The 26,492-nt window shown below is 73.0% G+C and carries 22 protein-coding genes; 7 read left to right on the top strand and 15 right to left on the bottom strand.

Annotation, left to right across the window (positions count from 1 at the left end):
• Positions 1-92 precede the first annotated feature (92 nt).
• Both ACIBBA_RS18590 and ACIBBA_RS18585 read right to left on the bottom strand, forming a co-directional pair.
• Entirely contained in the window at positions 93-1,787 is a 1,695-nt protein-coding gene (locus tag ACIBBA_RS18590; RefSeq protein ID WP_396698697.1) for an ABC transporter permease, read from the bottom strand.
• A complete protein-coding gene (locus tag ACIBBA_RS18585) occupies positions 1,772-2,536 on the bottom strand; it encodes an ABC transporter ATP-binding protein (protein ID WP_350876806.1) in 765 nt (254 codons plus the stop codon). The genes ACIBBA_RS18590 and ACIBBA_RS18585 overlap by 16 nt, the downstream gene beginning before the upstream one ends.
• A 142-nt stretch (positions 2,537-2,678) precedes the next feature.
• On the opposite strand from ACIBBA_RS18585, the gene ACIBBA_RS18580 reads away from it, so the two are divergent.
• Complete coding sequence (locus tag ACIBBA_RS18580; protein WP_396698695.1) at positions 2,679-3,179, top strand: SigE family RNA polymerase sigma factor; 501 nt, start codon at positions 2,679-2,681, stop codon at positions 3,177-3,179.
• Positions 3,172-4,017 (top strand): hypothetical protein, encoded by an 846-nt coding sequence (locus tag ACIBBA_RS18575; protein WP_396698693.1) that lies wholly within the window; start codon positions 3,172-3,174, stop codon positions 4,015-4,017. The genes ACIBBA_RS18580 and ACIBBA_RS18575 overlap by 8 nt, the downstream gene beginning before the upstream one ends.
• 53 nt (positions 4,018-4,070) lie before the next feature.
• Here the strand turns inward: ACIBBA_RS18575 and ACIBBA_RS18570 are convergent, their stop codons facing one another.
• Both ACIBBA_RS18570 and ACIBBA_RS18565 read right to left on the bottom strand, forming a co-directional pair.
• On the bottom strand, positions 4,071-5,711 hold the full coding sequence (locus tag ACIBBA_RS18570; RefSeq protein ID WP_396698691.1) for a cation acetate symporter: 1,641 nt from the start codon (positions 5,709-5,711) through the stop codon (positions 4,071-4,073).
• Position 5,712: 1 nt separating this feature from the next.
• On the bottom strand, positions 5,713-6,126 hold the full coding sequence (locus ACIBBA_RS18565; protein ID WP_396698689.1) for a hypothetical protein: 414 nt from the start codon (positions 6,124-6,126) through the stop codon (positions 5,713-5,715).
• 242 nt (positions 6,127-6,368) lie between these two features.
• Here ACIBBA_RS18565 and ACIBBA_RS18560 point away from each other — a divergent pair, with 242 nt between their 5' ends.
• On the top strand, positions 6,369-7,745 hold the full coding sequence (locus tag ACIBBA_RS18560) for a hypothetical protein (protein WP_396698687.1): 1,377 nt from the start codon (positions 6,369-6,371) through the stop codon (positions 7,743-7,745).
• A 217-nt stretch (positions 7,746-7,962) separates the two neighbouring features.
• Positions 7,963-10,008: a hypothetical protein gene (locus ACIBBA_RS18555; RefSeq protein WP_396698685.1), complete on the top strand. Its 2,046-nt coding sequence runs from the start codon at positions 7,963-7,965 to the stop codon at positions 10,006-10,008.
• Positions 10,009-10,068: 60 nt separating this feature from the next.
• Here ACIBBA_RS18555 and ACIBBA_RS18550 read toward each other — a convergent pair whose 3' ends face one another.
• The 3 genes from ACIBBA_RS18550 to ACIBBA_RS18540 all read right to left on the bottom strand — a co-directional run bounded on the left by ACIBBA_RS18550 (position 10,069) and on the right by ACIBBA_RS18540 (position 13,999).
• Complete coding sequence (locus tag ACIBBA_RS18550; protein ID WP_396698683.1) at positions 10,069-11,784, bottom strand: DUF4153 domain-containing protein; 1,716 nt, start codon at positions 11,782-11,784, stop codon at positions 10,069-10,071.
• A gap of 458 nt (positions 11,785-12,242) precedes the next feature.
• The gene (locus ACIBBA_RS18545; RefSeq protein WP_396698682.1) at positions 12,243-13,325 is read right to left on the bottom strand and encodes an ATP-binding protein; all 1,083 of its coding nucleotides are present in this window, start codon (positions 13,323-13,325) and stop codon (positions 12,243-12,245) included.
• Positions 13,322-13,999 (bottom strand): response regulator transcription factor, encoded by a 678-nt coding sequence (locus ACIBBA_RS18540; protein WP_396698680.1) that lies wholly within the window; start codon positions 13,997-13,999, stop codon positions 13,322-13,324. Before ACIBBA_RS18540 ends, ACIBBA_RS18545 begins: the two co-directional genes overlap by 4 nt.
• A 253-nt stretch (positions 14,000-14,252) precedes the next feature.
• Here ACIBBA_RS18540 and ACIBBA_RS18535 point away from each other — a divergent pair, with 253 nt between their 5' ends.
• Together ACIBBA_RS18535 and ACIBBA_RS18530 are read left to right on the top strand one after the other, a co-directional pair.
• Positions 14,253-15,587 carry a hypothetical protein gene (locus ACIBBA_RS18535; protein WP_396698678.1) on the top strand — a complete coding sequence of 445 codons (1,335 nt, stop codon included), beginning with the start codon at positions 14,253-14,255 and terminating at the stop codon, positions 15,585-15,587.
• A gap of 134 nt (positions 15,588-15,721) precedes the next feature.
• Positions 15,722-17,014 (top strand): hypothetical protein, encoded by a 1,293-nt coding sequence (locus tag ACIBBA_RS18530; RefSeq protein ID WP_396698676.1) that lies wholly within the window; start codon positions 15,722-15,724, stop codon positions 17,012-17,014.
• A 52-nt stretch (positions 17,015-17,066) separates the two neighbouring features.
• On the opposite strand, the gene ACIBBA_RS18525 is transcribed toward ACIBBA_RS18530, so the two are convergent.
• The 5 genes from ACIBBA_RS18525 to ACIBBA_RS18505 all read right to left on the bottom strand — a co-directional run bounded on the left by ACIBBA_RS18525 (position 17,067) and on the right by ACIBBA_RS18505 (position 22,520).
• The gene (locus ACIBBA_RS18525) at positions 17,067-17,732 is read right to left on the bottom strand and encodes a DUF5701 family protein (RefSeq protein ID WP_396698674.1); all 666 of its coding nucleotides are present in this window, start codon (positions 17,730-17,732) and stop codon (positions 17,067-17,069) included.
• Positions 17,733-17,797: 65 nt separating this feature from the next.
• Positions 17,798-18,559 carry a LytTR family DNA-binding domain-containing protein gene (locus tag ACIBBA_RS18520; protein WP_350876830.1) on the bottom strand — a complete coding sequence of 254 codons (762 nt, stop codon included), beginning with the start codon at positions 18,557-18,559 and terminating at the stop codon, positions 17,798-17,800.
• Positions 18,556-19,782: a sensor histidine kinase gene (locus tag ACIBBA_RS18515; protein ID WP_396698672.1), complete on the bottom strand. Its 1,227-nt coding sequence runs from the start codon at positions 19,780-19,782 to the stop codon at positions 18,556-18,558. The genes ACIBBA_RS18520 and ACIBBA_RS18515 overlap by 4 nt, the downstream gene beginning before the upstream one ends.
• Before the next feature lie 39 nt (positions 19,783-19,821).
• Positions 19,822-21,393: a sugar transferase gene (locus tag ACIBBA_RS18510; RefSeq protein WP_396698883.1), complete on the bottom strand. Its 1,572-nt coding sequence runs from the start codon at positions 21,391-21,393 to the stop codon at positions 19,822-19,824.
• 266 nt (positions 21,394-21,659) lie between these two features.
• Complete coding sequence (locus ACIBBA_RS18505) at positions 21,660-22,520, bottom strand: Fpg/Nei family DNA glycosylase (RefSeq protein WP_396698670.1); 861 nt, start codon at positions 22,518-22,520, stop codon at positions 21,660-21,662.
• Between the two features lie 80 nt (positions 22,521-22,600).
• On the opposite strand from ACIBBA_RS18505, the gene ACIBBA_RS18500 reads away from it, so the two are divergent.
• A complete protein-coding gene (locus ACIBBA_RS18500) occupies positions 22,601-23,869 on the top strand; it encodes a glycosyltransferase (protein ID WP_396698668.1) in 1,269 nt (422 codons plus the stop codon).
• Positions 23,870-23,971: 102 nt separating this feature from the next.
• On the opposite strand, the gene ACIBBA_RS18495 is transcribed toward ACIBBA_RS18500, so the two are convergent.
• The 3 genes from ACIBBA_RS18495 to ACIBBA_RS18485 are packed head-to-tail and all read right to left on the bottom strand — an operon-like array spanning position 23,972 to position 26,458.
• A complete protein-coding gene (locus ACIBBA_RS18495) occupies positions 23,972-24,688 on the bottom strand; it encodes a CDP-alcohol phosphatidyltransferase family protein (protein WP_396698666.1) in 717 nt (238 codons plus the stop codon).
• On the bottom strand, positions 24,672-25,739 hold the full coding sequence (locus ACIBBA_RS18490) for an iron-containing alcohol dehydrogenase family protein (RefSeq protein ID WP_396698664.1): 1,068 nt from the start codon (positions 25,737-25,739) through the stop codon (positions 24,672-24,674). The genes ACIBBA_RS18495 and ACIBBA_RS18490 overlap by 17 nt, the downstream gene beginning before the upstream one ends.
• On the bottom strand, positions 25,727-26,458 hold the full coding sequence (locus tag ACIBBA_RS18485; protein ID WP_396698662.1) for a sugar phosphate nucleotidyltransferase: 732 nt from the start codon (positions 26,456-26,458) through the stop codon (positions 25,727-25,729). The genes ACIBBA_RS18490 and ACIBBA_RS18485 overlap by 13 nt, the downstream gene beginning before the upstream one ends.
• Between the last annotated feature and the right edge of the window lie 34 nt (positions 26,459-26,492).

The following is a 26,492-nucleotide window of genomic DNA, read 5'->3' as shown; positions in this document are numbered from 1 at the left end:
CGGTCGCCGGGCATTGGCGTGCGCGGCCCGGTTCGGGTGCCCGAAGCGGCGGAGCGCGCCCGACCGGTCCGGCCGGCCGGGCGCGCCGGCGTTCAGCGGCGGGGGGTGACCGTGGCCAGCAGCTCCGGCTGCCGCCGGTCCAGCACGTCGCCGGCCAGGTAGCTGCCGAGCAGCGCCGCACCTAACCCGTACGCCGCGCCGACCGGTAGGGCCAGCCAGAGCCAGACGTCGCCGAGCAGCACAGCGGCCAGCACCATCGGCACCCCGGCGGCGGCCGAGCCGAGCATCGCCAGCAGGCTGAGGAAACTCTTCGCCACCCCGGCGCCGGTGTTCAGCGCGAACGGGTTGCTCGTCTCCGGCAGCGAGTACGCCCCGAGCACTGAGACGAGCCCGGTCACCGCGAGCCCGGCCCCGTACGCGGCGAACAGGCCGCCGGCCGTCAGGCCGATCCAGCCGGGCTCGCCGAGCACGAGCGGGATCACCACGGCCACCACCGCCAGCATCGGCAGCACGTACGCGGAGAAGGCGGTGAACCGGGCCCGCAGCTCCAGCCGGCCGGGCACCCCCGCCACCACGTGCGCGGCGTACGCGCTGCCGTCGAAGCCGAACTGGTTGGCCAGGGTGAGCGCCGCGATCACCCCGACGAAGAGCATCGAGAGGCTGACCAGCACCGGTGAGGCCTGCCCACCACCGGCGGTGAAGCCGCGCTCGGTGTCCATGCTGAAACCGGCGCCACCGAGGTTGACCATCACCGGCACGAAGATGCCGACCACGGCGATGGTGATCAGGTTGGCCCGCCGTCGGGCGTCACGCCACCAGTAGCGGCACTCCCGGGCGACCAGCGCGCCGAACCGGTCCCGCCGGGCCCAGCCGGCCGCGCGCGGAAAGAGCTGAGCCACCGCGCCCCCGGTGGCGCCGCGGGTCGCCGGGGCCGGGCCGGCGCTCGCCGCGCCGACCATCGCCGACTCCAGCGACCGCGACCACCAGAGCAGCAGCGCGCCGAGGGTGACCGCGGTGATCAGCAGCTTGACCGGCGCGGCCCAGACCCGGCCCTGCGCCACGTCGATGCCGACGGTCCACGGTGCGCCGAACGGGGTCCAGCCGACCACCTCGGCCGCCCCGCTGAGCGCCGCCCAGTCGGCCTCGCGGATCGCGGCGAGCCCGAAGATCTGCAACGGCCCGAGCAGCGCGGCGGTGACCGCCAGCAGCACGGCGGCCAGGTCGCGGACCCGCCGGGACCGGAGCATGGTGGCGAAGGCGCTGGTCACCGCCCGGCTGGCGGCCACGCAGAGCAGCACGCCGCCGAGCACGCCGACGGCGCCGAGCAGGCCGGCCGACCAACCGCCGAGCACCCACGCGGTGACCACCAGCCCGGCGAGCGCGATCAGCACGGCGAGGACCGGCACGCTGACCAGGGCGGCGGCCAGCAACCCGGTGACCAGCGTCCGACGCGACAGCGGCAGCAACGCGAACCGGGCCGGGTCGAGCGTCTCGTCCACGCCGAAGAAGACCAGCGGCAACAGCAGCCAGCCGAGCACCAGCAGGCCACCGCCGAACGCGGCGATCATCAGCGCGTAGCGGTCGCTGCCGGCCAGCCCGGGTGCGGCGAAGAGGAAGAAACCGCTCCCGGCGAACCAGAGCCCGACCAGCACGCCCACCACGAAGAGTGCGACGCGCCAGCCCTGGCCCCGGAAGTTGTTGCCCATCACTCGCAGCTTGAGCCGGACGAAGAGCCGGGCCGAGACCGGCCGGACTCGTGGGGCGGGCGCGGTCACTTCGACAGCCACGCCAGCTCCTCGCCGGTCGCGGTCCGCCCGCCGACCACCTCGACGAAGACGTCCTCCAGCGAGCGGTCGCCGCGGACCTCGCCGATGGCGCCGACCCGCTTGATGGTGCCCTCGGCCAGGATCGCCACGTGCGAGCAGAGCCGCTCGACCACCTCCATGACGTGGCTGGAGAAGACCACCGTCCCGCCGCCGGTGACGTAGCGCTGGAGGATGTCCCGGATCAGCGCCGCGGACACCGGGTCGACTGCCTCGAACGGTTCGTCGAGGACGAGCAGGCGGGGGCCGTGCAGCAGCGCGCAGGCCAGCCCGATCTTCTTCTTCATACCGGCCGAGTAGTCCACCACCAGGGTGCGGCCGGCGTCGCCGAGAGCCAGCACGTCCAGCAGCTCCGCGGCCCGCTGGTCGACCACCGCCGGGTCCATGCCGCGCAGCAGACCGTGGTACGCCAGCAGCTCCGCCCCGCTGAGCCGGTCGAAGAGGCGTACCCCGTCGGGCATGACGCCGAGCAGTTGCTTCGCGCGGACCGGGTCGGCCCAGACGTCGTGCCCGAGCACCTGGGCCTGGCCGTGGTCCGGCCGGAGCAGCCCGACCGCCATCGACAGGGTGGTGGTCTTGCCGGCGCCGTTCGGGCCGAGCAGGCCGTAGAAGGAGCCGGCCGGGACGTCCAGGTCGACGCCGGCCACCGCCACCTTGCTGTCGAACCGCTTGGCCAGGCCACGCAGCACGAGCGCCGGATGCTCACCAGTCATGCGTCAGACCGTATCCGGCTCGCACCGCAACGTCCGCCCCCGCGCGGATGACCCGCGGTCATCCTCGCGACGTACCCGCGTCATCTGCAACCGGTCCACTCGCTGGCGGGTGACAGGGGCAGGAACGCGACGGGGAGGGACATTGGAGAGCGACGAGGGGTTCGAAGAGTTCTATCGGACCACCAGACATCGGGTCGTCACCGTGCTCTACGCGCTCGGCGGTGACCTGGCCGAGGCGCAGGACGCCGCGCAGGAGGCGTACGTGCGGTCCTGGCAGCGGTGGGAGCGGATCAGCGGGTACGGCGATCCGGAGGCGTGGGTACGGACGGTCGGCCATCGGTTGCTGATCAACCGCTGGCGCAAGATCCGTAACGGGTTCGCCGCCTACCGGCGGCACGGCCCGGACCCCGCCGTGGGGCCACCCTCGGAGAACACCGTCGCCCTGGTGACGGCGCTGCGCCGGCTGCCCGACGAACAACGGGAAGCCATCGTGCTGCACCACCTGGCCGATCTGTCGGTCGCCGAGATCGCGGCCCAGACGGGCGCCCCGACCGGCACCGTCAAGGCCCGCCTCGCCCGCGGCCGGAAATCCCTGGCCACCATGCTCGACACCGCCCTCCCTGAGGAGGTCACCCATGCCTGACCAGCTCTTCACCGATCTCTACCGGGACACCGAGAACCTGACCTGGGCGCCGACCGACCAGGTGCGTCGGCGCGGCCGGCAGCGCACGCGGCGTACCCGGCTGGCGGCCGGCCTCGCCAGCGTCGTGGCGGTGGCCGTGGTCGCCACCGGCGCTGTGGCACTGGCCGGTGGCCCGGACGCCACCCCGCCCTTCCCGCCCGCCACCGACTCGCCGACGCCAACGCCGTCCAGCACGCCGAGCCGCGCCGCCGACCCCACGCCGAGCAGCAGCGGGAGCCCCACCGGCCGGGCGCCGTCGAGCCCGGCGGCGGGCACCGGCGGACCGTCCGCCCCGAGCGTGAAGATTCCGGCCGCGGCGATGCTGCAGCTGGCCGACCTGCCGAAGGGCTTCACCTCGGCGGACAAGACCCAGGACGGTGACTGGACCTTCGCCTCGGTCACCATCTTCTGCCGCAACCAGTCACCGTCGTTGGCGGTGCGCCAGGTCGCCGACCGGGACCGGGTCTTCGACTCGCCCACCGACTCGATGATCCAGCGCGTCACCCGGCACTCCGGAAGTGGCGCCGCGAGCTCGATGGACCGGGTACGGGAGCAGGTCGCCGACTGCGATCCCCACCGGCCGGACGACTCGCTGTCGATCCTGGCGGAGGGCCTCGGTGGCGACGAGTCGCTGCTCGTCGGCTCGCTGATCGAGGGAAAGCCGAGCCGGTGGCTCCTGGTCCGGCAGGGTGATCTCGTGGCGCAGCTCCGGATGGACAGCGCCACCACCCCGGCGGAGGCCCGCGGGTACGCCCGGAAGGTGGCCGACCGGCTCTGCGCCGGCACCGACGCCTGCTGACCCGACCGGTGACCCGGGTGCCGCCACCGGCGCCCGGGTCACCGTGGCCGTGGCTAGAGGCGCAGGGCCTCGGGGGTGTGCAGGCGCAGCATGGTCGCCCCGATGTCGGCCGGAACACGCCGGCGGGAGGCCATCGACACCACCACCATCACGGTGAAGGCGAGCGGGACGGTCCACGCCGCCGGCTGGGTGGTGAGCGTGGCCGGCCAGCCGGAGAGCGGCGGCCCGAGCACGGTGACCAGCACCGCCCCGACCGCCGCGCCGCCACCGACCAGCACTCCGGCGGCGGCCCCGAGGTCGGTCAACCCCCGCCACCAGATGCCGAGCACCAGTAGCGGGCAGAAGCTCGACGCGGCGACGGCGAAGGCCAGCCCGACCACCTGCGACACGTCCAGCCCGGAGACGTTCAGGGCGAGCACGGTGGGCACCGCCCCGGCGATCACCGTGGCCAGCCGGAAGCCGCGTACCGAGCCGCGGCCGAGCACGTCGGTCGAGATCACCCCGGCCACGCTGGTGAGCAGGCCGGAGGAGGTGGAGAGGAAGGCCGCGAACGCGCCGGCCGCGACCAGCGCGGCGAGCAGCCGGCCGGTCAGCCCGTCGCCGAGCGCGGCACCGGGCAGCAGCACCACCACCGCGTCGGTCTGACCGCTGACCAGCAGTTGCGGGGTGTAGATCCGGCCGAGCACGCCGTACAGGGTGGGCAGCAGATAGAACGCGCCGACCAGGGCGAGCACGACCAGGGTGGTACGCCGGGCCGCCGCGCCGTCGGGGTTGGTGTAGAAGCGCACCAGCACGTGCGGCAGCCCCATGGTGCCGAGGAAGGTGGCAAGGATCAGCGAGTAGGTGGCGAAGAGGCCGCGGTCGTCGTCGCCGGCGGTGCTGGGCAGCAGCCAGTCGGCCGCACCGGTGGCCGCCCCGGACACCTCGGGCACCGGGTCGCCGGCGGCGAAGGAGAGCTGGTCGCCGGGGCGTACCTCCCGGGTCTCGCCGTCGGGCAGGGTGAGGGTGGCGCGGTGCTCGACCACGACGGTGGTCGCGGTCCGGAAAGTCGGCCCGTCGGGCGGGGTCACCGCCGGACGGGCGTCGGCCTGCCACTGGAGAGCCAGGAAGATCGCGGGTACGGCGAGCGCGGTCAGCTTGAGCCAGTACTGGAACGCCTGGACGAAGGTGATCGCCCGCATGCCGCCCAGCGCCACGTTGGCGGTGACCACCACGGCCACCAGCACGGCCCCCACCGGGTACGCCGAGCCGGCCACGGTGGTCAGGGTGAGCCCGGCGCCCTGCAGCTGCGGCACCAGGTAGAGCCAGCCGATGAAGATGACGAAGACGGTGGCCAGGATGCGCAGCCGGCGGGAGCCGAGCCGCAGCTCGCAGAAGTCGGGCAGGGTGAACGCGCCGGAGCGGCGCAGCGGGGCGGCCACGAAGAGCAGCAGGGCCAGATAGCCGGCGGCGAACCCGACCGGGTACCAGAGCACGTCGACGCCGTACTTGAGGATCAGGCCGGCGACGCCGAGGAACGACGCCGCGGAGAGGTACTCGCCGCCGATGGCCGCGGCGTTCCACGTCGGACTGACCGCCCGGGAGGCGACGAGGAAGTCGGAGGTGGTCCGGGCCAGCCGCAGCCCGTAGAAGCCGATGCCGACGGTGACCAGGGTGACCGCGACGATCGCCGGGACGACCAGCCCGTTGCCCATCTCAGCGCTCCGGCCGCTGGACCAGGTCGGTGAAGTCCTGCTCGTTGCGCTCGGCCAGCCGCACGTACGCCCAACCGACCCCGATCAGGAACGGGAAGCTGACCACGCCGAGCAGCAGCCACGGCAGGTTGACCCCGAGCACGGTGACCCGGCCGACCGAGGGCGCGATCGCGAAGAGCCAGGGCAGCCCGCCCAGCCCGATCGCCACCACCAGCGAGAGCCGCAGCGCCAGGGCGAGCTGGGCCCGGACCAGGCCCCGGACCAGGGCCTCGCCGACCAGGGTCTGCTGGGCCAGTTCGGCGCGGGTGCGCAGCACCCGGTCGTCCCGCCGGGACACCTCGGCGAGCACGATCCGCGTCCGCAGCGGCGGCTCCGGCGCCCGCTGGGCCGGAACGGCATCGTCGGCAGCGGTCACCTGGGCAGTCTCGCCTGATCAGGCCGAATGTCAAGGGAGGGCCGTCGGCTGTGGACAACCTGTGGAGAAGCGCTCACCCCTGTGGACAACCAGCCGCTCGGACATTTAAGTAACCATTAAGTCCGGATTGGTCCGCCCTCAGTACCCTTCTTTGTTTCCCGGCGTATCGGCCTTGCCGGCATTGACCCCGGCACCTACGCTGATGCGGCAATTTCCTGTTCCTCTCTACCCACGGGGTTTCTATGCGTAGATTCCGCACGCTGCTCGGCGTCACTCTCGCCGGAGCATGTGCACTGGCCGTGGTGCCGGGTACGGCATCCGCGGCTCCCGCCGTCTCGCAGAAGGCTGCGGCGGCCATCGACGACACCACCGGCGCCTACTACCCGCTGGCACCGGCCCGTCTGCTCGACACCCGCTCCGGCCTGGGCGCGCCGACGGGCGCTCTCGGCGCGGGCAAGAAGATCGACCTGCAGGTCGCCGGCCGCGGCGGGGTTCCGTCCGCCGGCGTCGGTGCGGTCGTGCTCAACGTGACCGTGACCGGTCCGACGATGAACAGCTACCTCACCGCCTACCCGGCGGGCGAGGCGCGCCCCTCGGCCTCGTCGATCAACTTCCCCAAGGGCTGGCTGGGCTCGAACAACGTCACGGTGAAGCTCGGCACCGGCGGCAAGGCGTCGATCTACAACCACCTGGGCTCCACCCACGTCGTGGTGGACGTCGTCGGCTTCTACGCCGCCGACAACACGCTCACCAACCGCAACGGCAGCGAGTTCTGGCCCGTCACTCCGGACCGGCTCTTCGACACCCGCTCGGACGGCACCGGCAAGATGCCGGCCGGCTCCTGGATCGACTACTCGGTCGACTTCGGAGCCGACAACCCGGGCATCCGCAGCCTGGTGATCAACCTGACCGCGGTGGCCCCGGCGAACGCGGGCTTCTTGACCGCCTGGTCGGGTGCGGGCACCCGGCCGACCTCCTCCACGGTCAACTACGGCGCCGGCAAGGTGGTGCCGAACCTGGCTTACGTGCAGACCCGGCCGTGCTACGAGGACTGGTGCACCCCCGGTGCGCCGATGTTCCGCGTCTACACCTCGCAGACCTCGCACTTCGTGACCGACCTGGTCGGCCTGATCGACGACGGCAGTTGGGGCGGCGGCCTGCGGTTCAAGCCGCTGAGCCCGACCCGGATCGCCGACAGCCGTTACGGCCAGGGCATCCCGGCCGCGCTCACCCCGGGCGCTGTCCGGACGGTCACCACGCCGGCCGCGCTGCTCGACGAGACCACCGTGGCGCTGGCGATGAACGCGACCGCCGTCGCGCCGACCAGCAGCACCGTGATCACGGTCTGGCCGGCCGGCTGGGGCGACCCGAAGCCGATGGCGAGCAACCTCAACCCGGCCGCCGGTCAGACGGTGTCCGGCGCGGTGCTGAGCCTGATCGGCCCGGAGGCCGGCTTCAACGTGCACAACCTCTCCGGCACCACGCACATGATCTTCGACGTGGTGGGCACGTTCTACTTCCTCGACCCGGCGGCTGCGGCCGCCGCCAAGAGCGCCAAGGCCGGCACCACCGCTCCCGCGGTCGTCGGCACCACCAGCCGGGCTTCGACCGGCAGCTGAGCACCACTCGCGCGGGGCGCCCTGGCCATCGGCCGGGGCGCCCCGTCGTTGCCCGCCCTTCCGATCGTCACGGGCGGGTCGCCGGCTCGACGTCGCGGCTCCGCCGCTGTCGATCACGACCCGGCAATCCCCACTCCTCTTTCCTTTCGGGGTCCTCATGCGCAAATTCCGCACACTGCTCGGGGCCGGAATCGCCGGGATATGTGCGTTGGCGGTAATGCCGGACGCGGCACTCGCCGAGCCCGCCCAGACGTACACGGTGCTCACCGTTGACGTCGGCGCGCACAGTCCGTCGCCGGTCCAGAAGTCCGGTGTCTACGACCAGACCAACTCCGCCCTCACCAGCACACCCGCGCCGGACGGAGTCCTCACCATGCGGGCCGAGACGGGCGGCTCCTACGTCGAGGTGACGGTCGCGCCCCCGACCGGGCAGGACTGGGTCGAGGGCGACCGGTACGCGGCCAACCAGACCGGTGACGCCACGAACGCTCGGCTAGACGTCACCTCCGACGGCCGGAGCTGCCAGCCCGGCGCCGGTTCACTCCAGGTGGACCAGGTCGACCAGACGTCCGACGGCTCGGTGACCCGGTTCGCCGCCTACTACCAGTTCACCTGCGCCGGCGACTTCGGGCTGATGGGTGGCGAAATCCGCTGGCAGTCCACCCTGGGGTACGAGGTCGCGCTCCCCGAGCCCGCAGCGGTGGACTTCGGCCGCCAGGAGGCCGGGGCCGACAGCGCCGCCCGTACCGTGACCTTCCGTTCCCTGGGCAGCGAGCCGATCTCGTTCGGCCGCGCCACCATCGGGGAGCCGCTGCGGGCGGCCTTCTCGGTGACCTCCTCCACCTGTGACGGGCAGACCATCACCCCCGGCGAGACCTGTACGGTCTCGGTCGTCGCCCACCCCACCAAGGCGGAACGGCAGTTGGCGCCGCTGATGCTGGGGACGAATCGGGGCCTGCAGTACGTCCGGCTCTCGGTCGACGGCTTCGTCGGTGGAGTGAGCGGCACCTACTACCCGGTCGCGCCGGCCCGGCTGATGGACACCCGAGAGGGACTGGGCGCGCCGAAGGCGAAGCTTGGTCCGGGCCAGAAGGTCGACCTCCAGGTCACCGGCCGCGGCGGCGTGCCCGCCAGCGGGGTCGGCTCGGCGGTGTTGAACGTGACGGTCACCGGTCCGACGGCGGCCGGTTTCCTGACCGTCTACCCGGCAGGCGAGGCCCGTCCGAACGCCTCGTCGATCAACTTCACCGCCGGCTGGCTCGGTTCGAACAACGTCACCGTGAAGCTCGGCGCCGGCGGCAAGGTCTCGGTCTTCAACCTGGCTGGAAACGTCGACGTGGTGGTCGACCTGGTCGGCTTCTACGCCAGCGACAACACCCTGGCCAGCTGGGGCAAGGGTGGGCAGTACCAGTGGTACGAGCCGTTCCGGCTATTCGACAGCCGTAAGGATCCGCGCGGTGCGCTGCCCGCCGGGTACGCCCTCAACGGCTGGGTGGACTTCAAGGGGTACAACCCGCACGTCAAGGCGTTGGTCCTGAACATCACCGCGGTGAGCCCGGTGAAGGCGGGCTTCCTCACTGCCTGGTCCGGGCAGGGCACGAAGCCGGTCGCCTCGACGGTGAACTACGGGGCCGGCAAGGTGGTGCCCAACCTGGCGTACGTCCAGACCGTGCCCTGCCCCTCGGGTTCCTGCGGCGGCGCGACCGGCGCGCCGACGTACAAGATCTATACCTCGGCCACCACCCACGTGGTGGTCGACCTGGTGGGCGTGATCGACGACGGTACGGTGGCCGACGGCCTCCGGTTCAAGCCGAGCAGCCCCACCCGACTCGTGGACAGCCGCATCGGCACGGGCCTGCCCACGGCGCTCGGGCCGAACCAGACCGGCCGGGTGACCGCCTGGTCGTCCATGGTGACCACGGCGACCCAGGTGTTGGCGATGAACGTGACCGCGGTGACGCCGAGCAGCAACACCGTGATCACCGTCTGGCCGGCTGACGCCGGAACGGCCAAGCCGACGGCGAGCAACCTGAACCCGGCCGCCGGGCAGCTCGTCTCGAACGGGGTGCTCGGGGTGATCGGTCCGCAGGACTCGTTCCACCTGCACAACCTCTCCGGCACCACCCACCTCGTGGCCGACGTGGTGGGCACCTTCTACCTCTACCCGGGCACCGCGAGCACGACAGGCGCGGGCGCCCTCGCGGCCGGCTCGTCGAGGCCGAAGGCCGCCGCTTCTGGCGCGTCGGACTACGTCCGCGGCTGACCGGGCACGTACGAGGGCGCCCCGGTGATCCGGGGCGCCCTCGTCGTGTGCTGGCGGCGGTCACCAGTGGCGCGGGCCCTCGCAGCCGGTGGCGGCGGCCGTCACGGGATCCGGCTTGAGCAGCGCCCGGGCCCGGACCCGGCCCAGGTTGGCGGCGGACAGCCCGTCCTCGGGCAGCTCCGCGGCGATGTCCCGCAGCGCGCAGGAGCGCAGCGGCTCCGGCAGCCGGTCCAGGGCCGGTACGGCGTCCGCGGAGAGGCCGGCGAGGTAGCCGACGTCCAACCGGCCGGTCGCCTGGTACCGCTCGACGTTGCGGTCCGCGATGAAGCGGTCCGGATTCACCGCCGCGAGGCCGAGCAGCGCCAGCACGGCGGTGGCGAGCACCAGCCGGGGCAGCCAGCCGCCGCGCAGCCGGAGCACGGCCACCCCGACCAGGACGAAGAGCACCCCGAGCCACACCTCGACGGTCGTCACGAAGAGCCGGAGCCGGGTCGCCCCGTACGCCTCGGTGTAGACCTGCATCCGGTAGAGCGCGGACGCCACGACGACCAGGCTGAGCAGGGTCAGCGTGCCGAGCAGGGCGCGGACCAGCATCCGGTCGGCCCGACTCGTGCGCGGCGCCCAGCGGACCGCGCCGCCGATCACCAGCAGGGTGAGCGCGGAGACCGCCAGCAGCTGCCAGAAGCCGCTGCGCGCGTACTGGGCGTAGCTCAGCCCGGCCGTGCGCAGCACGTGACCCGACCCGCCGAAGAGCACGGTCAGCTGCACCAGCACGAAGGCGGCGAAGAGCGCGTCCAGCGCGGCCAGCGGCAGCACCCACTCCATCCGGTGCACCGTCCGGGCCGGTCCGGACCGCAGGTCGCCCAGATCGGGTGGGCGGACCAGCAGGTACGCCCCGCCGAGCAGACCGGCGCCGATCAGGCCGAATCGCAGCGTCCAGCTGGTGACGCCGGAGAGCGAGACGTCCGGCAGCAGGTCGGTCAGCAGGTCGGCGAAGATGGCGTCGGCCGAGGAGAAGAGCAGACCGAAGAGGGCCAGCAGGCCGAGCGAGACCGCAACGCTGGCCAGGACGCGCCCGAACCTGCGCCCATCCGGACGGGTGCCGGCGAACCCGCGCGCCGCCCAGGGCAGGGCCCGGGCGGCTGCCGCCGGCGGCAGCACCATCGACACCAGCATCCCCCGCGGGGTACGGCCACCGGCCAGCGCGAGGCTCGCGGTCACCGCTGCGGTGAGCAGGCAGAGGACGAAGAGCCAACCGGCGGCGCGTACCGAGCCGACCGCGACCAGCGCGATGGTGGCGCCGGCCCAGGCGAGTCGGGACGCCCGCCCCGGTGCCCCCGTGGCACCGGGACGGACGTCCGGCTTCGCCGCCGGCAGCGCAGCCTCAGCCGGCGATGCTGACGTGGCCGGCCCTGCTGCCCCGACCGGCCCTGCTGCCCCGACCGGCGTTGCTGCCCCGGCCAGCGAGGCTGCCCCGGCCGGTGGCGCTGCGTCGGTGGGCGGTGCCTCGGCCGGTGTGCCGGTGGCCGGCGCCGGGGCGCCCGCGGTCGGCGGGGCGTCGGGCGCGACGGGAGGAGCTGCGGACGGCTTCGGTGGCGTGCCGGGTGCGGCTGCGGTGGGCGCCGACGGTGCCGACGCACTTGGCATGCCGACGGATGGGCCGGCGGACGGGCCGGGGCGGATCGCGGCGGCCGTGACCAGCGCCCCGGTGCCGGCGAGGGCGGCCAGCAACCATCCGGCGCCGGGACGGTCGAGCGGTACGACCGACGCGGCCACGGCGGCTGCCGCGGTCGCCGCGCCGAGGACCGCCGGATGGGCGGCGCCGGTCGGGCCGGGCCACCGTCGGCGGAGTGCCGACGGTACGGGTGGTGTGGCGGGCGGCCGGGGCTGCCCGCCGGTCGGCGGCATCGGCCCCCAGTTGCCGCCCCAGTTCCCCCCGTGCCCCGCCCAGTTCGCGCCGCCGGGCACGCCCCCCGCGGGCGCCCCCGGACGGCCGGCTCCCGGCCCGGACGGGAACCCCGGATGGCGGGCGCCCGGTCCCGGCGGCGGCGCCGGATGGCCGGCTACCGGCCCGGACGGTCGCGGGACCGGCTGTCCCGCCGCGGGACCGCCGGGCGGCGGTACGGCCGGGCCGGCCGTCGGCCCGCCGCCGGCCGCCGGAGCTGTCGGCTGCTGCGTGGCAGGAGCCGGCGGGGAGTTGCTCGGGGCGGGCGTCGGCCTCGCCGTCGGGTCGGTCATACCGCTTCCTCTCGGGTCGGTCCGGCACCGGGGATGGCCACCTGGATCCGGCAGCCGGGTCCGCCACCGGGCGTGGGTGCGGCGGGGTCGATCACCTGGATGCGGCCACCGTGCAGCTCCACGACCCACCGGGCGATGGCGAGGCCGAGGCCCGTCCCGCCGCCGGCGGCCCGGTCGCCGCGGCTGAACCGCTCGAAGACCCGGGAACGCTCGGCCGGCGGGATGCCCTGGCCCTCGTCGCTCACTTCGAGGTGCAGCTCGCCGGCGTGCTCCTCGGCGCTCACCCGCACCGTGCCGCCCGCCGGGCTGTGCCGGGCGGCGTTGTCCAGCAGGTTGGCGAGGACCTGGTGCAGGCGCCACGGGTCGGCGTGCACGGTCAGCGGCGCGGGCAGTTCCCGCGACCGGAAGTGGACGTCCAGCCCGGCGCCGGCGGCGCTCGCGCTGGCGTGCTCAACCGCCTCGTCCAGGAAGTCGGCGACGTCGATGTGGACCCGGCGCAGCGTCGCCACCCCCGCGTCGAGTCGGGAGAGGTCGAGCAGGTCGGCGACCAGGTGACCGAGCCGCTCGGTCTGCGCCAGCGCGGCCCGCAGGCTGGCCGGCTCGGCGGCGGCCACCCCGTCGACCATGTTCTCCAGCACGCCCTGCAACGCGGTGATCGGCGTCCGCAGCTCGTGGGAGACGTTCGCGATCAGCTCGCGCCGACGCTGGTCCGCGGCACCCAGGTCCTCGGCCATCTTGGTGAACGCCCGGGCCAGCTCGCCCACCTCGTCACGGGAGGTGGCCCGTACCCGCCGGGTGTAGTCGCCGCGGGCCATCGCGCCGGCCGCGGCGGTCATCTCGCGCAGCGGCGACGTCATCCCGTGCGCGAGGACCTGCGAGGTGAGCAGCGCGACGCAGATGGCGGTGGCCGCCGTCCGGACCGGCAGCCAGCCGATGGCGTACCAGAAGTAGGAGATCCCGGCCGCGCCGGAGGCGACCAGCAGGATCCCCAGCTTCAACTTGATCGACCGGACCGGGTCGAGCGGGCGGGGAAGCAGTTCGAGCACCCGGTCCAGCCGGGCGACCAGGGCGGGGCTCACGCCGGCACCTCCAGCGCGTAGCCGACCCCGTGCACCGTGCGGATCAGGTCGGCGCCGAGCTTGCGCCGCAGCGCCTTGACGTGGCTGTCGACGGTACGGGTGCCGGCACTGTCGGCCCAGCCCCAGACGTCGGCGAGCAGGGCCTCCCGGGGAAGCACCGTTCGGGGCCGAGCGGCGAGATGCACCAGCAGGTCGAACTCGGTCGGGGTGAGGTGCACCTCGGCGCCGGCCCTGCGGACCCGTCGCTCGGCCTCGTTGATCTCGATGTCGCCGAGTCGTAGGGCGGGTGCCGGCGCCGCGGCCGCCCGCTCGACCCGGCGCAGCAGGACGTGCACCCGGGCGGCCAGTTCGCGCATGGAGAACGGTTTGGTGAGGTAGTCGTCCGCGCCCACCGCGAGCCCGACCAGCAGGTCCGTCTCGTCGTCCCGGGCGGTCAACATCAGCACCGGCACGGCCCGGTCGGCCTGGATCCGCCGGCACACCTCCAGGCCGTCGAAGCCCGGCAGCATGACGTCGAGGACGACCAGGTCGTGCTGCCCGACCCGGAATCGTTCGACGGCGCTCGGGCCGTCGCCCGCGATGTCCACGGTGAAGCCTTCGGCGCGTAGCCGTGCGGCGACCGACTCGGCGATGGTCCGCTCGTCCTCGACCACCAGTACGCGGCGCTCTTTCATGAGGCCTGACTGTAGGGAGCCGCCGTGGAGATCAGTGGCTGGTGATGTGAACGATCTGTGGAGAACGGTCGGTCCGGGCCGGCCGCCGATCCGCGTGCCGCCGATCGGCCGATCGACGGATACCGGTCGCCGGATGTCCCTCCACGGTGGATACGAGGGGATTTATTCGCTGGTCACGGGGTTGCCGGCATAGATGGCCACCCCTAGTCTGAGCAGGCTGTTTCCTGTCCCCTCGTCTCCCCCGGGGCCTCTCATGCGCGCACTCCGCACCCTGCTCTCCGTAGCCGCCGCCGGAGCTTGTGCGCTGGCCGGGCTGCCGGCTTCGGCGCCCGTCGCGTCGGCCGCCTCGGCACCCGCCGCGGCCGCCGAATCGGTCGTCGGGATGTACTACCCGCTGGCGCCGGAGCGGCTGATGGACACTCGCAGCGGCCTCGGCGGTCGGACCGGCCCGCTGCGGGCCCGCGAGGTGGTCGACCTCCAGGTCGCCGGCCGGGGTGGCGTGCCGGCGAGCGGCGTCGGCTCGGTGGTGCTGAACGTGACGGTGACCGGCCCGACCGCGAACAGCTACCTGACCCTCTACCCGGGCGGCCAGGCCCGGCCGACCGCGTCGTCGATCAACTTCGCGCCCGGCTGGCTGGGGTCCAACAACGTCACGGTCAAGCTCGCGGCGGACGGCCGGGTCGCCATCTACCACCACGACGGCAGCACGCAGGTCGTGGTCGACGTGGTCGGCTTCTACGCCGGCAGTGACACGGTGCAGAGCAGCCACGGCCGGGGCGGCCAGTACCAGCGGGTGACCCCGACCCGGCTGGTCGACACCCGGCAGGAGCGCGGCGCGATCGAGGAGAACACCCGGATCAACCGTTGGGTCGACCTCGGTCCGTCCAGCCCACGGGTGCGGGCGCTGGTCCTCAACATCACCGCCGTCGCGCCCGCCGAGTCGGGCTTCCTCAGCGCCTGGGCCGGTGACAGCCCGGTGCCCACCTCGTCGACGGTGAACTACGGCGCCGGCAAGGTGGTGCCGAACCTGGCCTACGTGCGGACCGCGACCTGCCACGACTGCGGTCCCTGGTACGGCGTGCCGATCTTCTCGGTCTACACGCTCCGCTCCACCAACATCGTGGTCGACCTGGTCGGGGTGATCGACGACGGATCGCTGGCGGGTGGGCTGCGATTCACCCCGCTGAGCCCCACCCGGATCGTGGACAGCCGCAGCAACCTGGGCACCTCGGGGGCGCTCGGTGCGAACGTGACCCGCCGGGTCGTCACCCCGGCCGCCCTGGTCACCGCCGCCACCCAGGTGCTGGCGCTGAACGTGACGGCGGTCGCGCCGAGCATCAACACGGTGGTCACCGTCTGGCCCGCCGACGCGGGGCTGGCGAAGCCGACCGCGAGCAATCTGAACCCGGCGGCCGGGCAGATCGTCTCCAACGCCGTGTTGAGCGGCATCGGCCCGCAGGACGCGTTTCAGGTGCACAACCTCGCCGGCAGCACCCATCTGGTGGCCGACGTGGTGGGCACCTTCCAACTGCCGACCGGCACCTCGCCGGCCGAGCCGATGCGGGTCATCGCCACCGGCGGCTACTGACCACGTTTCGGCCACCACACCCCGGCCGAACGGGTCGAGGTGCCGCCCCGGCCGGGGCCTGCCTTGCCGCGCATGATCACCAGCTCCTAGGGTGTGTCGACGCATTTCCGTCCATCGTTCTCCGGGGGATCCACATGCGAACAGTTCGCGGCCTGCTCAGCTTGGGGGTGGCCCTGGTCGCCACCTGCGCGCTGACGGCGGCGCCGGCCGCCGCCGTGCCGTCGCGCACGTCGCAGGCGGCTGTCGACGTCACCGGCACCTACTACCCGGTCGCCCCCACCCGCCTGATGGACACCCGCGAAGGTCTGGGCGCGCCCGAGGCCAAGGTCGGACCGTCGGGCACGGTGGACCTGCAGGTGGCCGGGCGCGGCGGCGTGCCGGCCAGTGGTGTCGGCGCGGTCGTCGTCAACGTGACGATCACCGGCCCGACGGCGGACAGCTTCGTCACCCTCTATCCGGCCGGCCAGCCCCTGCCGAACGCCTCGTCGGTCAACTTCGCGGCGGGCTGGTTGGGCTCGAACAACGTCACCGTCAAGCTCGGCACCAGCGGCAAGGTGAGGGTGTTCAACCGCAACGGCCACACGGATGTCGTGGTCGATGTGGTGGGGTTCTACGCCGCCGACAACACTCTCGCGAGCCGGGGCATGGGTTCCCGCTACCACCCGTACCGCGCGAACCGGATCTTCGACAGCCGGACCGACCCGAACACCGGCGGGCTGAAGCGGTCGGCGGGCAGCTACCTGAACCTGACCAGGCTGCTCGGCGGGGACAACCCACATGCCCGAGCGCTGGTCCTCAACATCACCGTGGTCGATCCGGAGTCCGACGGCTTCGTCACGGCCTGGTCGGGTGACGGTCCGGTGCCCACCGCCTCGACCGTCAACTTCCGCGCCGGCACCGTCACGCCCAACCTGGCGTACGTGCAGACCCGGCCCTGCGACGGGTCGCTCTGCTCCCCGGAGGGCGCGCCGGCCTTCACGATCTACACCTCGGCCCGTGCCCACATCATCGTCGACGGTTTCGGGATGATGGACGACGGGACGCTGCTCTTCGGCCGCCGCTTCCAGGCACTGAACCCGACCCGGATCGTCGACACCCGCACCGGCCTGGGAACGGCGGGCGCGCTCGGCGCCGGGGACACCCGCAAGGTGGCGCCGCCGCCGGCGATGGGGACCAACGAGGAGATCGTCCTGGTGACGAACGTGACCGCCGTGGCGCCGACGGGGAACACGGTCGTCACGGTCTGGCCGGCCGACTGGCCCGACTTCGGTACGCCGGAAGCCAGCAACCTCAATCCGGCGATCGGGCAGACCGTTTCCGGGGCGGTGCTGAACGAGCTCGGGCCGTACGGCAAGTTCCACGTGCGCAACCACGCGGGCAGCGTTCACCTGGTCATGGACGTGACGGGTCGGTTCTACTGGCCGTGACGCGCGGAACGTGAAAAGGGCGCCCGGGTCGGGGACCCGGGCGCCCTTTTCGTCACTCCAGACCGGCGCGCTCCGGTCGGGCCGAGGCGGAGCCGAGCCAGGTGTGCGGGTTGCCGTACCAGCACCAGCCGAGCTTCGGCGCACCCTGACTGATCCAGATCGCCGGCACCCGCTTGTCGCCGCAGCGCGAGCCGACCAGCGAGAAGCACTTGTTCCTGGCGAGCGCGGCCGGGTACAGCGTGACGAAGGCGAGCCCCTCGTCGATGGTGAGCGGCAGCCGGCCCTGGCCGGTGATCACCTCCATCGCCGACGAGGGGGCGAGGTTCAGCGTCTCCTCGTCACCTCGATCGACGTCGAAGAGCAGGTACGCGGGACCCGCCGGCACCTCCAGCTCCTTGATCGGGTCGAACCGGGCCAGGTCACCCTCGGCGTAGTGCCGGTCCAGGAAGCCGGGCTTGCGCTTGCCGGCGAGCGTGGTCAGCGCCAGCCGGTCCTCGACCGGCACCAGCTCGCGGGTGATCACCAGCAGGAACGGCACCCGCCCCTCGGTCGGGGCCGGCAGGCCGGCCGCGCCGGCGACGGCCGCCGCCCGCAGCGGTTCGACCAGCCCGCGGAAGTCGTCGGCGGTCAGCTTGGCGAGGGCGGGGTAGTTCAGCTCGACCAGTCGGTCGAGCTGGCGGTCGAACTCGGTTCCGGCGTCGAACGGGGCGTCTGTCACGGCGGCCTCCCTCAAGTCGTACGGCCTACCGTACAGCGTACGGCGAGAGACGTCCTATTCCCGGTCTACCGGTTCCAATCCTGTTTCGCCGCACGGACCAGCTTGTCCTTGAGTTCCCGGGTGTGCCGCCGGCTGACCGGCAGCTCGGTGCCGTCGATCACCACCACGTAGCCGGAGTTGACCAGCCGCAGCTCGGCGATGAGCTTCAACTGCACCAGGTACGAGCGGTGGATGCGGACGAACCCGGCGTCCGCCCACCGCTCGGCGAGGGTCGCCAGGGACACCCGGACCAGGTGTGAGCCGTCCGCGGTGTGCAGCCGAGCGTAGTCGCCCTGCGCCTCCACCCAGCGCACCGCCGAGCGGGGCAGCATCCGGGTGGTGCCGGCCAGCTCGATCGGGATCGTCGGATCCTCCTCGGCCCGGGCCAGCGCCGCCGGGTGCGACGGAACCACCCGGGAGCCCATCACCCGGCGCAGCGACTCGGCCAACCGCTCGGCGCGCACCGGCTTGCGCACGTAGTCGGTCGCACCCAGGTCGAACGCGTCGACCGCGCCGTCGTCGTAGGCGGTGACGAAGACGATCGCCGGCGGCCGGGCGAACCGGCGCAGCACCCGGGCCAGCTCCATCCCGTCCAGGCCGGGCATCCGGATGTCCAGGAAGACCACGTCCATGTCGCCGTCGCGCAGCAGCCGCAGCGCCTCCGTCGCGTCCCCGGCGGTGTGCAGCCGGGCCACCCGGGGGTCGGCCCGCAGGTGGTAGGCCAGCTCGTCCAGTGCCGGCGGCTCGTCGTCGACCGCCAGCACCCGCAGAAAACCCGGTGCGCTCATGACCCGGCCCGTACGCCGGGGTGGAACTTCGGCACCCGCATGCTGACCTTCGTGCCGGAGCCCAGGCCGGTCTCGACGACCAGGCCGAACCCGTCCCCGAAGACCGACCGGAGCCGCTCGTCGACGTTGGAGAGCCCGACGTGCTGGCCGGAATCGTCCCCCGGGTCGCCGGAGCTGCGGGCCAACTCGGCGATGCCGGCGGTCAGGCTGGTCGGATCCATCCCCACCCCGTCGTCCTCCACCGTGATGTGGCATTCGGCGCCGGCGTCCCGGGCCTCGATGCTCACCATGCCCGTGCCGGGCTTGCGGGACAACCCGTGCCGGACGGCGTTCTCGACCAACGGTTGAAGGCAGAGGAACGGCAGGGTCACCGGCAGCACCTCCGGCGCGATCTGCAACCGCACCTGGAGCCGGTCGCCGAACCGGGCCCGCTCGATGGTCAGGTAGCGGTCGATCGACCGCAGCTCCTCGGCCAGCGTGGTGAACTCACCGTGCGCCCGGAACGAGTAGCGGGTGAACTCGGCGAACTCCAGGATCAGCTCGCGGGCCCGCTCCGGGTCGGTCCGGACGAACGAGCCGATCGCGGTCAGCGCGTTGTAGATGAAGTGCGGGCTGATCTGGGCGCGCAGCGCGCGGATCTCGGCCCGGGCCAGCCGCTCCCGGGACGAGTCCAGCTCGGCCAGGGCGAGCTGGTTGCCGGCCCAGTGCGCGGTCTCCAGGGTCGCCTGCACCAGACCGGGCGCCGGCGGGCCGTCGGCGATCGCGACCAGCGCCCCGACCACCCGCCCGTCCGCGCCGGTCAGTGGCGCGACGACCGCCCCGCGTACCGGGCAGTCGACCCGGTCGCAGTGCAGCTCCGACTCGCCCAGCACCGTGGAGCGCTCGGTCGCCACCGCCCGCCGGGCCGCGCCGAGCAGCTGCTCGCCGTGGTGCCCGCCGCGCCCGTCGAGGGCGAGCAGCTCCGACCGGTCGGTCAGCGCCAGGCCGACCGCGCCCACCAGGGCCCGCAGATGACGTACGGCCTTCGCCGCGCCCGCCGGGCTCAGGCCGGTACGCAGCGGCTCGGCGGCCAGCCCGGCGGTGTGCAGCACCTCGTAGGTGGCCCGTTGGGTGGCGGTGGCGATGCCCCGGCGGGCACGTAGCCGGCCGACCGCGAACAGTGCCGCAGCCAGCGCGCTGACCAGCGACACGACACCGAGCACGGCCGAGAGGTTGCCACCCACGCCCAGATCCTGGCCGTTCGGCGGCGGCTACGCCATCCCTCAGTACGCGCCCTTGCGGGCGAGCACCACCCCGACGGTGCGCCAGAGGATGCTCAGGTCGTACGCGAGCGACCAGTTGTCGACGTAGTAGAGGTCCAGCCGGACCGCCTCGTCCCAGGAGAGGTCGGAACGTCCGGAGACCTGCCAGAGGCCGGTCATGCCGGGCCGGACGAGGAGCCGCCGGCGTACGTCGCCGAGGAAGTCGCCGTCGTCGGCCGGCAGCGGACGCGGGCCGACCAGCGACATCTCCCCCCACAGCACGTTGATCAGCTGGGGCAGCTCGTCGAGCGAGGAGGCGCGCAGGAAGCGGCCCACCGGGAAGACCCGCGGATCCTGCTTCATCTTGAAGAGCATGCCGTCGGTCTCGTTCTGGTCGACCAGACTGGCCAGCCGGTCCTCGGCGTCGACGTACATGGTGCGGAACTTCCACACCCGGAACGTTCGTCCCTCGTGCCCCACCCGGGGCTGGCGGAAGAAGACCGGTCCACGGTCGGAGATCTTGATCGCCACCGCGACGGCCACGAAGAGCGGGACCAGCAGCAGCAACCCGAGCCCGGCAGCCACCCGGTCCATCAGGTTCTTGGCCAGCAGCGCCGGGCCGGAGAGGGTCGGCTCCTCGACGTGCAGCAGCGGCAGGCCCTCGATCGGCCGGATGTGCACCCGGGGGCCGGCGATGTCGGTGAGCTGCGGGGCGACGACCAGGTCGACGCCGGAGCCTTCCAGCTGCCAGGCCAGCCGGCGCAGCTCGCCCGGCTCGGCGCTGGCCGAGCCGCAGACCGCGATGGTGTCGCCGCCCACCTCGCGCACCAGGGCGAGCACGTCCCGCCCGGCGTACACCGGGACCGGGGTCTGCATCCCCCGGGCGGCGGCGTAGCCGTCGGTGATGTGGATCGCGACCGGCACCAGGCCGGCGGCCGGGTTGCGGGTGACCGCGGTGTAGACCTCCAGGCACTCCGGCAGCGTCCCGACCAGCACCATCCGGTGCCCGCCTTGACCGATGTTGCGCCGGATCACGTGCAGCACGAAGCGGGCCAGGATCCGGCCGAGCAGGATCAGCAGCAGCGCGCCGAGCAGCGCGGTGCCGACCGTGTAGCGGGAGAGCGACGTCTTGGTGGCGAAGGCGAGGAAGGAGACGGTGGCCGCGACGGCGACACCGGCCCGGATGACCCGTTTGTACTCGTCCGGGCCGAGCCCCAGGTAGCGCCGGTCGTAGGCCCGGTTGCCCCAGAGGATCACCACCCAGCCGAGCGGCAGCAGCACGAAGGCGACGGTGAAGAACCAGGTCGGGTCCTGCTGGGCGTTGTAGAAGCCGGACCGGGCCTGGTCGAAGGTGTGGATGGCGGTGAAGCTGGCGAACGCCGCCGCGGCGAAGTCGAGCAGCAGCAGGACGGCCGTGTAGGGACGGTGCCAGCGGGAGACGCGACGCCGGGCCCGGGCCCAGGCGGACCGGGGTACGCCGTTGTGCGACGGCGGTGACGGCGGCTGGATCTCGAAGCTGTCGACGTGCCGCACGAGTTTGCTCCGGCCTTCGTTGGTTACCGGGCGCTGGAGGCTTGTCGTCACCTCACCCATGTCCTCCCGCATGACCCGCGCCGCTCACTCGCCGTGAGGGCTCGAGTCGCCCACCGTTCCAGTCTCCCACGCGGGCCCCGGCCGGACGCCGACCCGAAGGACTTTGCGACCGATGGTGCCGGCGGGCGATCTGGCCGGCTCCACGCCATATCAGAAGCCGGGGACCGAGTCACTATACCGATGGATGGCGGGGTCGGAAGAACTCCCGACCGGGACCTTCGGCGCGCTCCAGTCGATTCCGCTCCGTAACCGGCGAGTGGCCTTACTCACCGTACAAGCCGCGACAACCGTCGGTCAGCCAGCGGCTTGCCGGCGGTCTGGCAGGTCGGGCAGTACTGCAGGCTCGAGTCGGCGAAGGAGACCTCCCGGACGGTGTCCCCGCAGACCGGACAGGGCAGCCCGGTCCGGGCGTGGACCTTGAGCCCGGAGCGCTTCTCACCCTTCAGCTCCGCCGCCCGCTGACCCATCGACCGGTCGACCGCGTCGCCCAGGACCTGCCGGGTCGCCGCGTGCAGGGTTGCCAGTTGGCCGTCGGTGAGCTTGTTGGTGAGCGCGAACGGCGACAGCTTCGCCGCGTGCAGGATCTCGTCGGAGTAGGCGTTGCCCACCCCGGCCAGCACCGACTGGTCCGTCAGCACCCCCTTCACCTGGCCGCGCCGGCTGCGGAGCCGCTCGGCGAAGGTGGGCAGGTCGGCGGCGAGCGCGTCCGGGCCGAGCTTGGCCACCCCCGGCACCGCCGCCGGATCGGTCACCAGGTAGGCGGCGAGCTTCTTCTGGGTGCCGGCCTCGGTGAGGTCGAAGCCGGAACCGTCGTCGAGACGGACCCGCACGGCGATCGGGCCCTTGCCGGGGCGCAGCGGCGCCGCGGACGGGAAGGCCTCCCGGTAGTGCAGCCAGCCGGCCCGGGCGAGATGGACCACCAGGTGCAGGTCGCCGTCGAAGAGCACGTCGAGGAACTTGCCGTGCCGCCGGGCGTCGACCACCGCCCGGCCGGCGACCGCGGTCGGCGCCGGGTCGTACGTCTTTAGGGCGCTGATCGCGGCGACCTCGAGCCGGTCGACCCGCCGCCCCACCGCGCGCTGCCGCAGGTACCCCGCGAGCGCCTCAACCTCCGGTAGTTCGGGCACGACACAACGGTAGCCTTCTTTCCGGTGAGCGCGAGGAATGAGCTTGCGAGTCCCGCAGTCGCGAACGAAAGGCGAGCTCCGTGAGAATCGTGGTGGCGCACAACCGGTACCGGGAAGCCCAGCCCTCGGGCGAAAACACCATCGTCGACTCGGAGATCGGCCAGCTCACCGCCGCCGGTGTCGAGGTGCTGCCGTTCATCCGCAGCTCGGACGAGATCCCGTCGATGTCGAAGGCGGCGAAGGCGCTGCTGCCGATCTCGCCGATCTGGGCGCCGCGGGCCCAGCACGACCTGAGCCGGCTGCTCACCGAGCACCGGCCGGACGTGCTGCACCTGCACAACCCGTACCCGTTGCTCTCGCCCTGGGTGGTGCGGACCGCGCACCGGCACGGCGTGCCGGTGGTGCAGACGGTGCACAACTACCGGCAGGTCTGCTCCTCGGGGATCTACTTCCGCGACGGCGTGATCTGCCAGGACTGCAAGGGCCGGGCGCTGGGCGTACCGGCGATCAAGCACCGCTGCTACCGCGACTCGGCGGCGCAGAGCGCGCTGATGGCGACCACCCTGGCCGTGCACCGGGGCACCTGGCGGTCGGTGGACCGGTACATCGCGCTCACCTCGGCGATCGCCGACCACCTGCGTGACTACGGCATTCCGGACGAACGCATCGTGGTGAAGCCGAACGCCGTGCCGGATCCGGGCCGGCCCGCGCCGCTCGGCGACGGGTTCCTCTACATGGCCCGGCTCTCCCCGGAGAAGGGCGTCGACCTGCTGCTGGACGCCTGGCGTCGGCATCCGGTGGGCGCGCTGGGCACGCTGCGGGTGGCCGGCGACGGCGAGCTGCGCCCGCTGGTCGAGGCAGCCGCCGCCGAGCGCCCCGACGTGGTCTACCTGGGCCAGCTCGACCGGGCCGGGGTGCGCGCGGCGGTCGAGGCCAGCGCGGTGGTGATCGCCGCGTCGATGTGGCACGACGTGCTGCCGACCGTGATCATCGAGGCGCTGGCCAGCGGCCGGCCGGTGCTCGGCACCGCGCTCGGCGGCATTCCGTACCTGGTGGGGGCGGACGCTCCGCGCGAGCCGGCCGGCACCGGGCCGGCCGAGGTCGCCTCCGCCGTCGCCGGGGGCGGCGGGTCGCCGATGCCGGCCGGCATCGAGGCGGGAGAGGCCGGCTGGGTGGTGGCCCCGGAGCCGGCCGCGCTGGCCGCCGCCCTGCCGATCGCCCGGGCCGGGGCCGCCGCGCTCGCCCCGGCCGCGCGGACCCGCTACGAGCGGACCTTCCACCCCGACGTGGTCACCAAGCAGCTCATCGACATCTACGCCGGCCTGTCCCGCAGCCCGAGTCGCGCCTGACCCGCCCCGGCAAGATCACGCTCGATCCTGGGAAGAGGGGCTTCGGCGGCGGCCGGACGCCACTACTTCCCTGATCGAGCGCGATCAAGGGAGGGACGGGGGTCAGCGGAGCGAGGCGCGGGCGGAGAAGGCGATGCTGGCGAGCAGGAAGCCGCCGTTGACGACGGTGAAGGCGACCATCACCCAGAGCGCCAGCGCCGGGGCGAGCAGGAGCACCAGCGCGGCCACGAAGATCACCGCGCCGTAGTCGCGGACCAGCTTCACCAGCCGGACCGGCAGCGAGGTCGAGGTGACCATGCTCGCCGCGTTCGGGCCGGCCTGCATCACCGAGGTGACCAGGTTGACCATCCAGGTGCCGGCGAAGGCGGCAACCAGCCAGGTCGGGGTGGACGGCTGCTGGGCCACCGCGGTCGCGGCGAGCGCCGCGACCAGGGCGATCTGGGCGGCAACGTCGCAGAGCACGTCGATCCGGGCGCCGGCCGCGCTGCGCTGGTCGGTCACCCGGGCGAGCTGACCGTCCGCGCAGTCCAGGGCGTACGCCACCTGCCAGCCGACCAGCGCGATCACGCCGACCACCCAGGCCGGCACGTCGCCCGTGGCCACCGGGCCGGCGAGCGCGACCACGGTGACCGAGGTGGCCAGGCCGAGCACCAGGTTGGTGAGGGTCAGCGCGGTCGGGGGCAGCCCCATCCGGTGCGCGCCGACCGCGAAGGCGGCGCCCAGCCACTGGCTGATCGACTCGCTGAACAGCCCACCGCCCCGGTTCGTCCGGTGGAAGTCGGCCGCGGTCGGCCGGGACGGCTCAGCCAAGGTGGTCACGAAGGGCGTCAACATAGTCTCCAAGCCGGGTCCGCAGGCCGTCGGCGGACAGCGAGAGGTGTTCGAGGATGGTGTACCGGTCCGGTCGGGTGCCGGGCGCGTAGTGCACCGCTTCGACGAACTGGTCGTCGGTCAGCCCCAGCTCGGCCGGGGTGACGGCGAGGCCGTGGCGGCGCAGGCAGCGGGCGAGCTGGCTGAACCGCTCGGGGTCGCCGCGGAGGAACGTGCAGAACAGGGCGCCGATCCCGACCTGCTCGCCGTGCGAGGCGGTGCCGGGAAAGAGGTGGTCGATGGCGTGCGAGATCTCGTGGTCACCGCCGCTGGCCGGGCGGGTCGACCCGGCCACCGAACTCGCGATCCCGCCGAGGATCAGCGCCTCGGCGAGCGTGGTGAGGAAGCCGTCGTCGGTGATCTTGCCCGGGTGGTTGATCAACGCCTCGGCACCGGTCCGGGCCAGGGTCACCGCGAGGCCGTCGATCGGCTCGCCCCGGACCTCGTGGGCCAGTTCCCAGTCCGCGCAGGCGTTCACGTTGCTGACCGCGTCGCCGATGCCGGCCTGGGTCTGCCGGTCCGGGCCGTTCTCCACGAAGTCCAGATCGACGATCACCGCGATCGGGATGTGCACCCCGTAGGAGCCCTTGCCGCCCTCGTGGTCCAGCGAGGCCGTCGGCGAGGCGATGCCGTCGTTGGCGAGGCTGGTCGCCACGGTCACCATCGGGATGCCGTACCGGGTGGCCGCGTACTTCGCGGTGTCGATGGTCCGGCCGCCGCCGATGCCGACCACGGCGTCGTAGGACCGGGACCGGAGCCGGTCACCGAGCTCGTTCGCGGCGTCGATGGTGCCGCCGGCGACGGTGAACACGTCGGCCGATCCCAGACTGGGCCGGCACAGCTCGACGATCTTCTCACCCTGACCGGGGCCGACCACCACCGCGACGTCGCCGCCCGCCGAGATCCGCCGGTCGGCGAGGAGCGGACCCAGGTCCGCCACCGCACCCCGCCGGACCTCGATCAACAGCGGGGTGTTGACCGTACGGGCTAGTAGTGGCACGCGATCTCCCGGGCCCGGGCCAGGTCGGCGTGGTTGTCGACCTCGACCCAGGACACGTCGCCGATCGGGGCCGCCCGCACCTCGCCGCCGCGGTCAGCGAACTCCTGGTAGCCGTCCTCGTAGTAGAGGTTCGGATCCCGCCGCCAGGTCGCCTCCAGCGCGTCGGCGAGCGCGTCGGCCACCTGCGGCTCGATCAGGGTCGCGCCGATGTACTCCCCGTACGCCTCGCCCGGGTCCATCACCTTGGTGATCCGGGTGAGCTGACCGGCCGCGTCGAAGGTGGTCTTCATCTCCTCCTCGGCGAGCGGCTTCAGCGTGTCGACGGCGAGCAGGATGCCCGGTCCGCGCTCGGCGAGCAGCGTCTTCTCCACGCTGACCGGGTGCACGGTGTCGCCGTTGACCAGCAGCACGCCCCGGCTGAAGTGCTCCCGGGCCAGCCAGAGCGAGTAGGCGTTGTTCCACTCCTCGGCCTTGTCGTTGTGCACCAGGGTCAGCGTGACGCCGTACCGCTTCTCCAGGTCGGCCTGCCGCTCCCGGACCGCGTCGGCCGCGTAGCCCACCACGATCACGATTTCGGTCAGCCCCACCTCGGCGAGGTTGCCCAGCGCGATGTCCAGGATCGTGACGTCACCGTCCACCGGGATCAGCGCCTTGGGCAGCGTGTCGGTGTACGGGCGCAGCCGGCGCCCCGCCCCGGCCGCCAGCACCATCCCGATCATGCGACATCTCCCGTCGTACATCTCCCGTTCACCG

This window comes from Micromonospora sp. NPDC051006 (assembly GCF_044456245.1).
GTDB lineage: Bacteria > Actinomycetota > Actinomycetes > Mycobacteriales > Micromonosporaceae > Micromonospora.
This window is presented reverse-complemented; position numbering and strand designations above follow the sequence as displayed.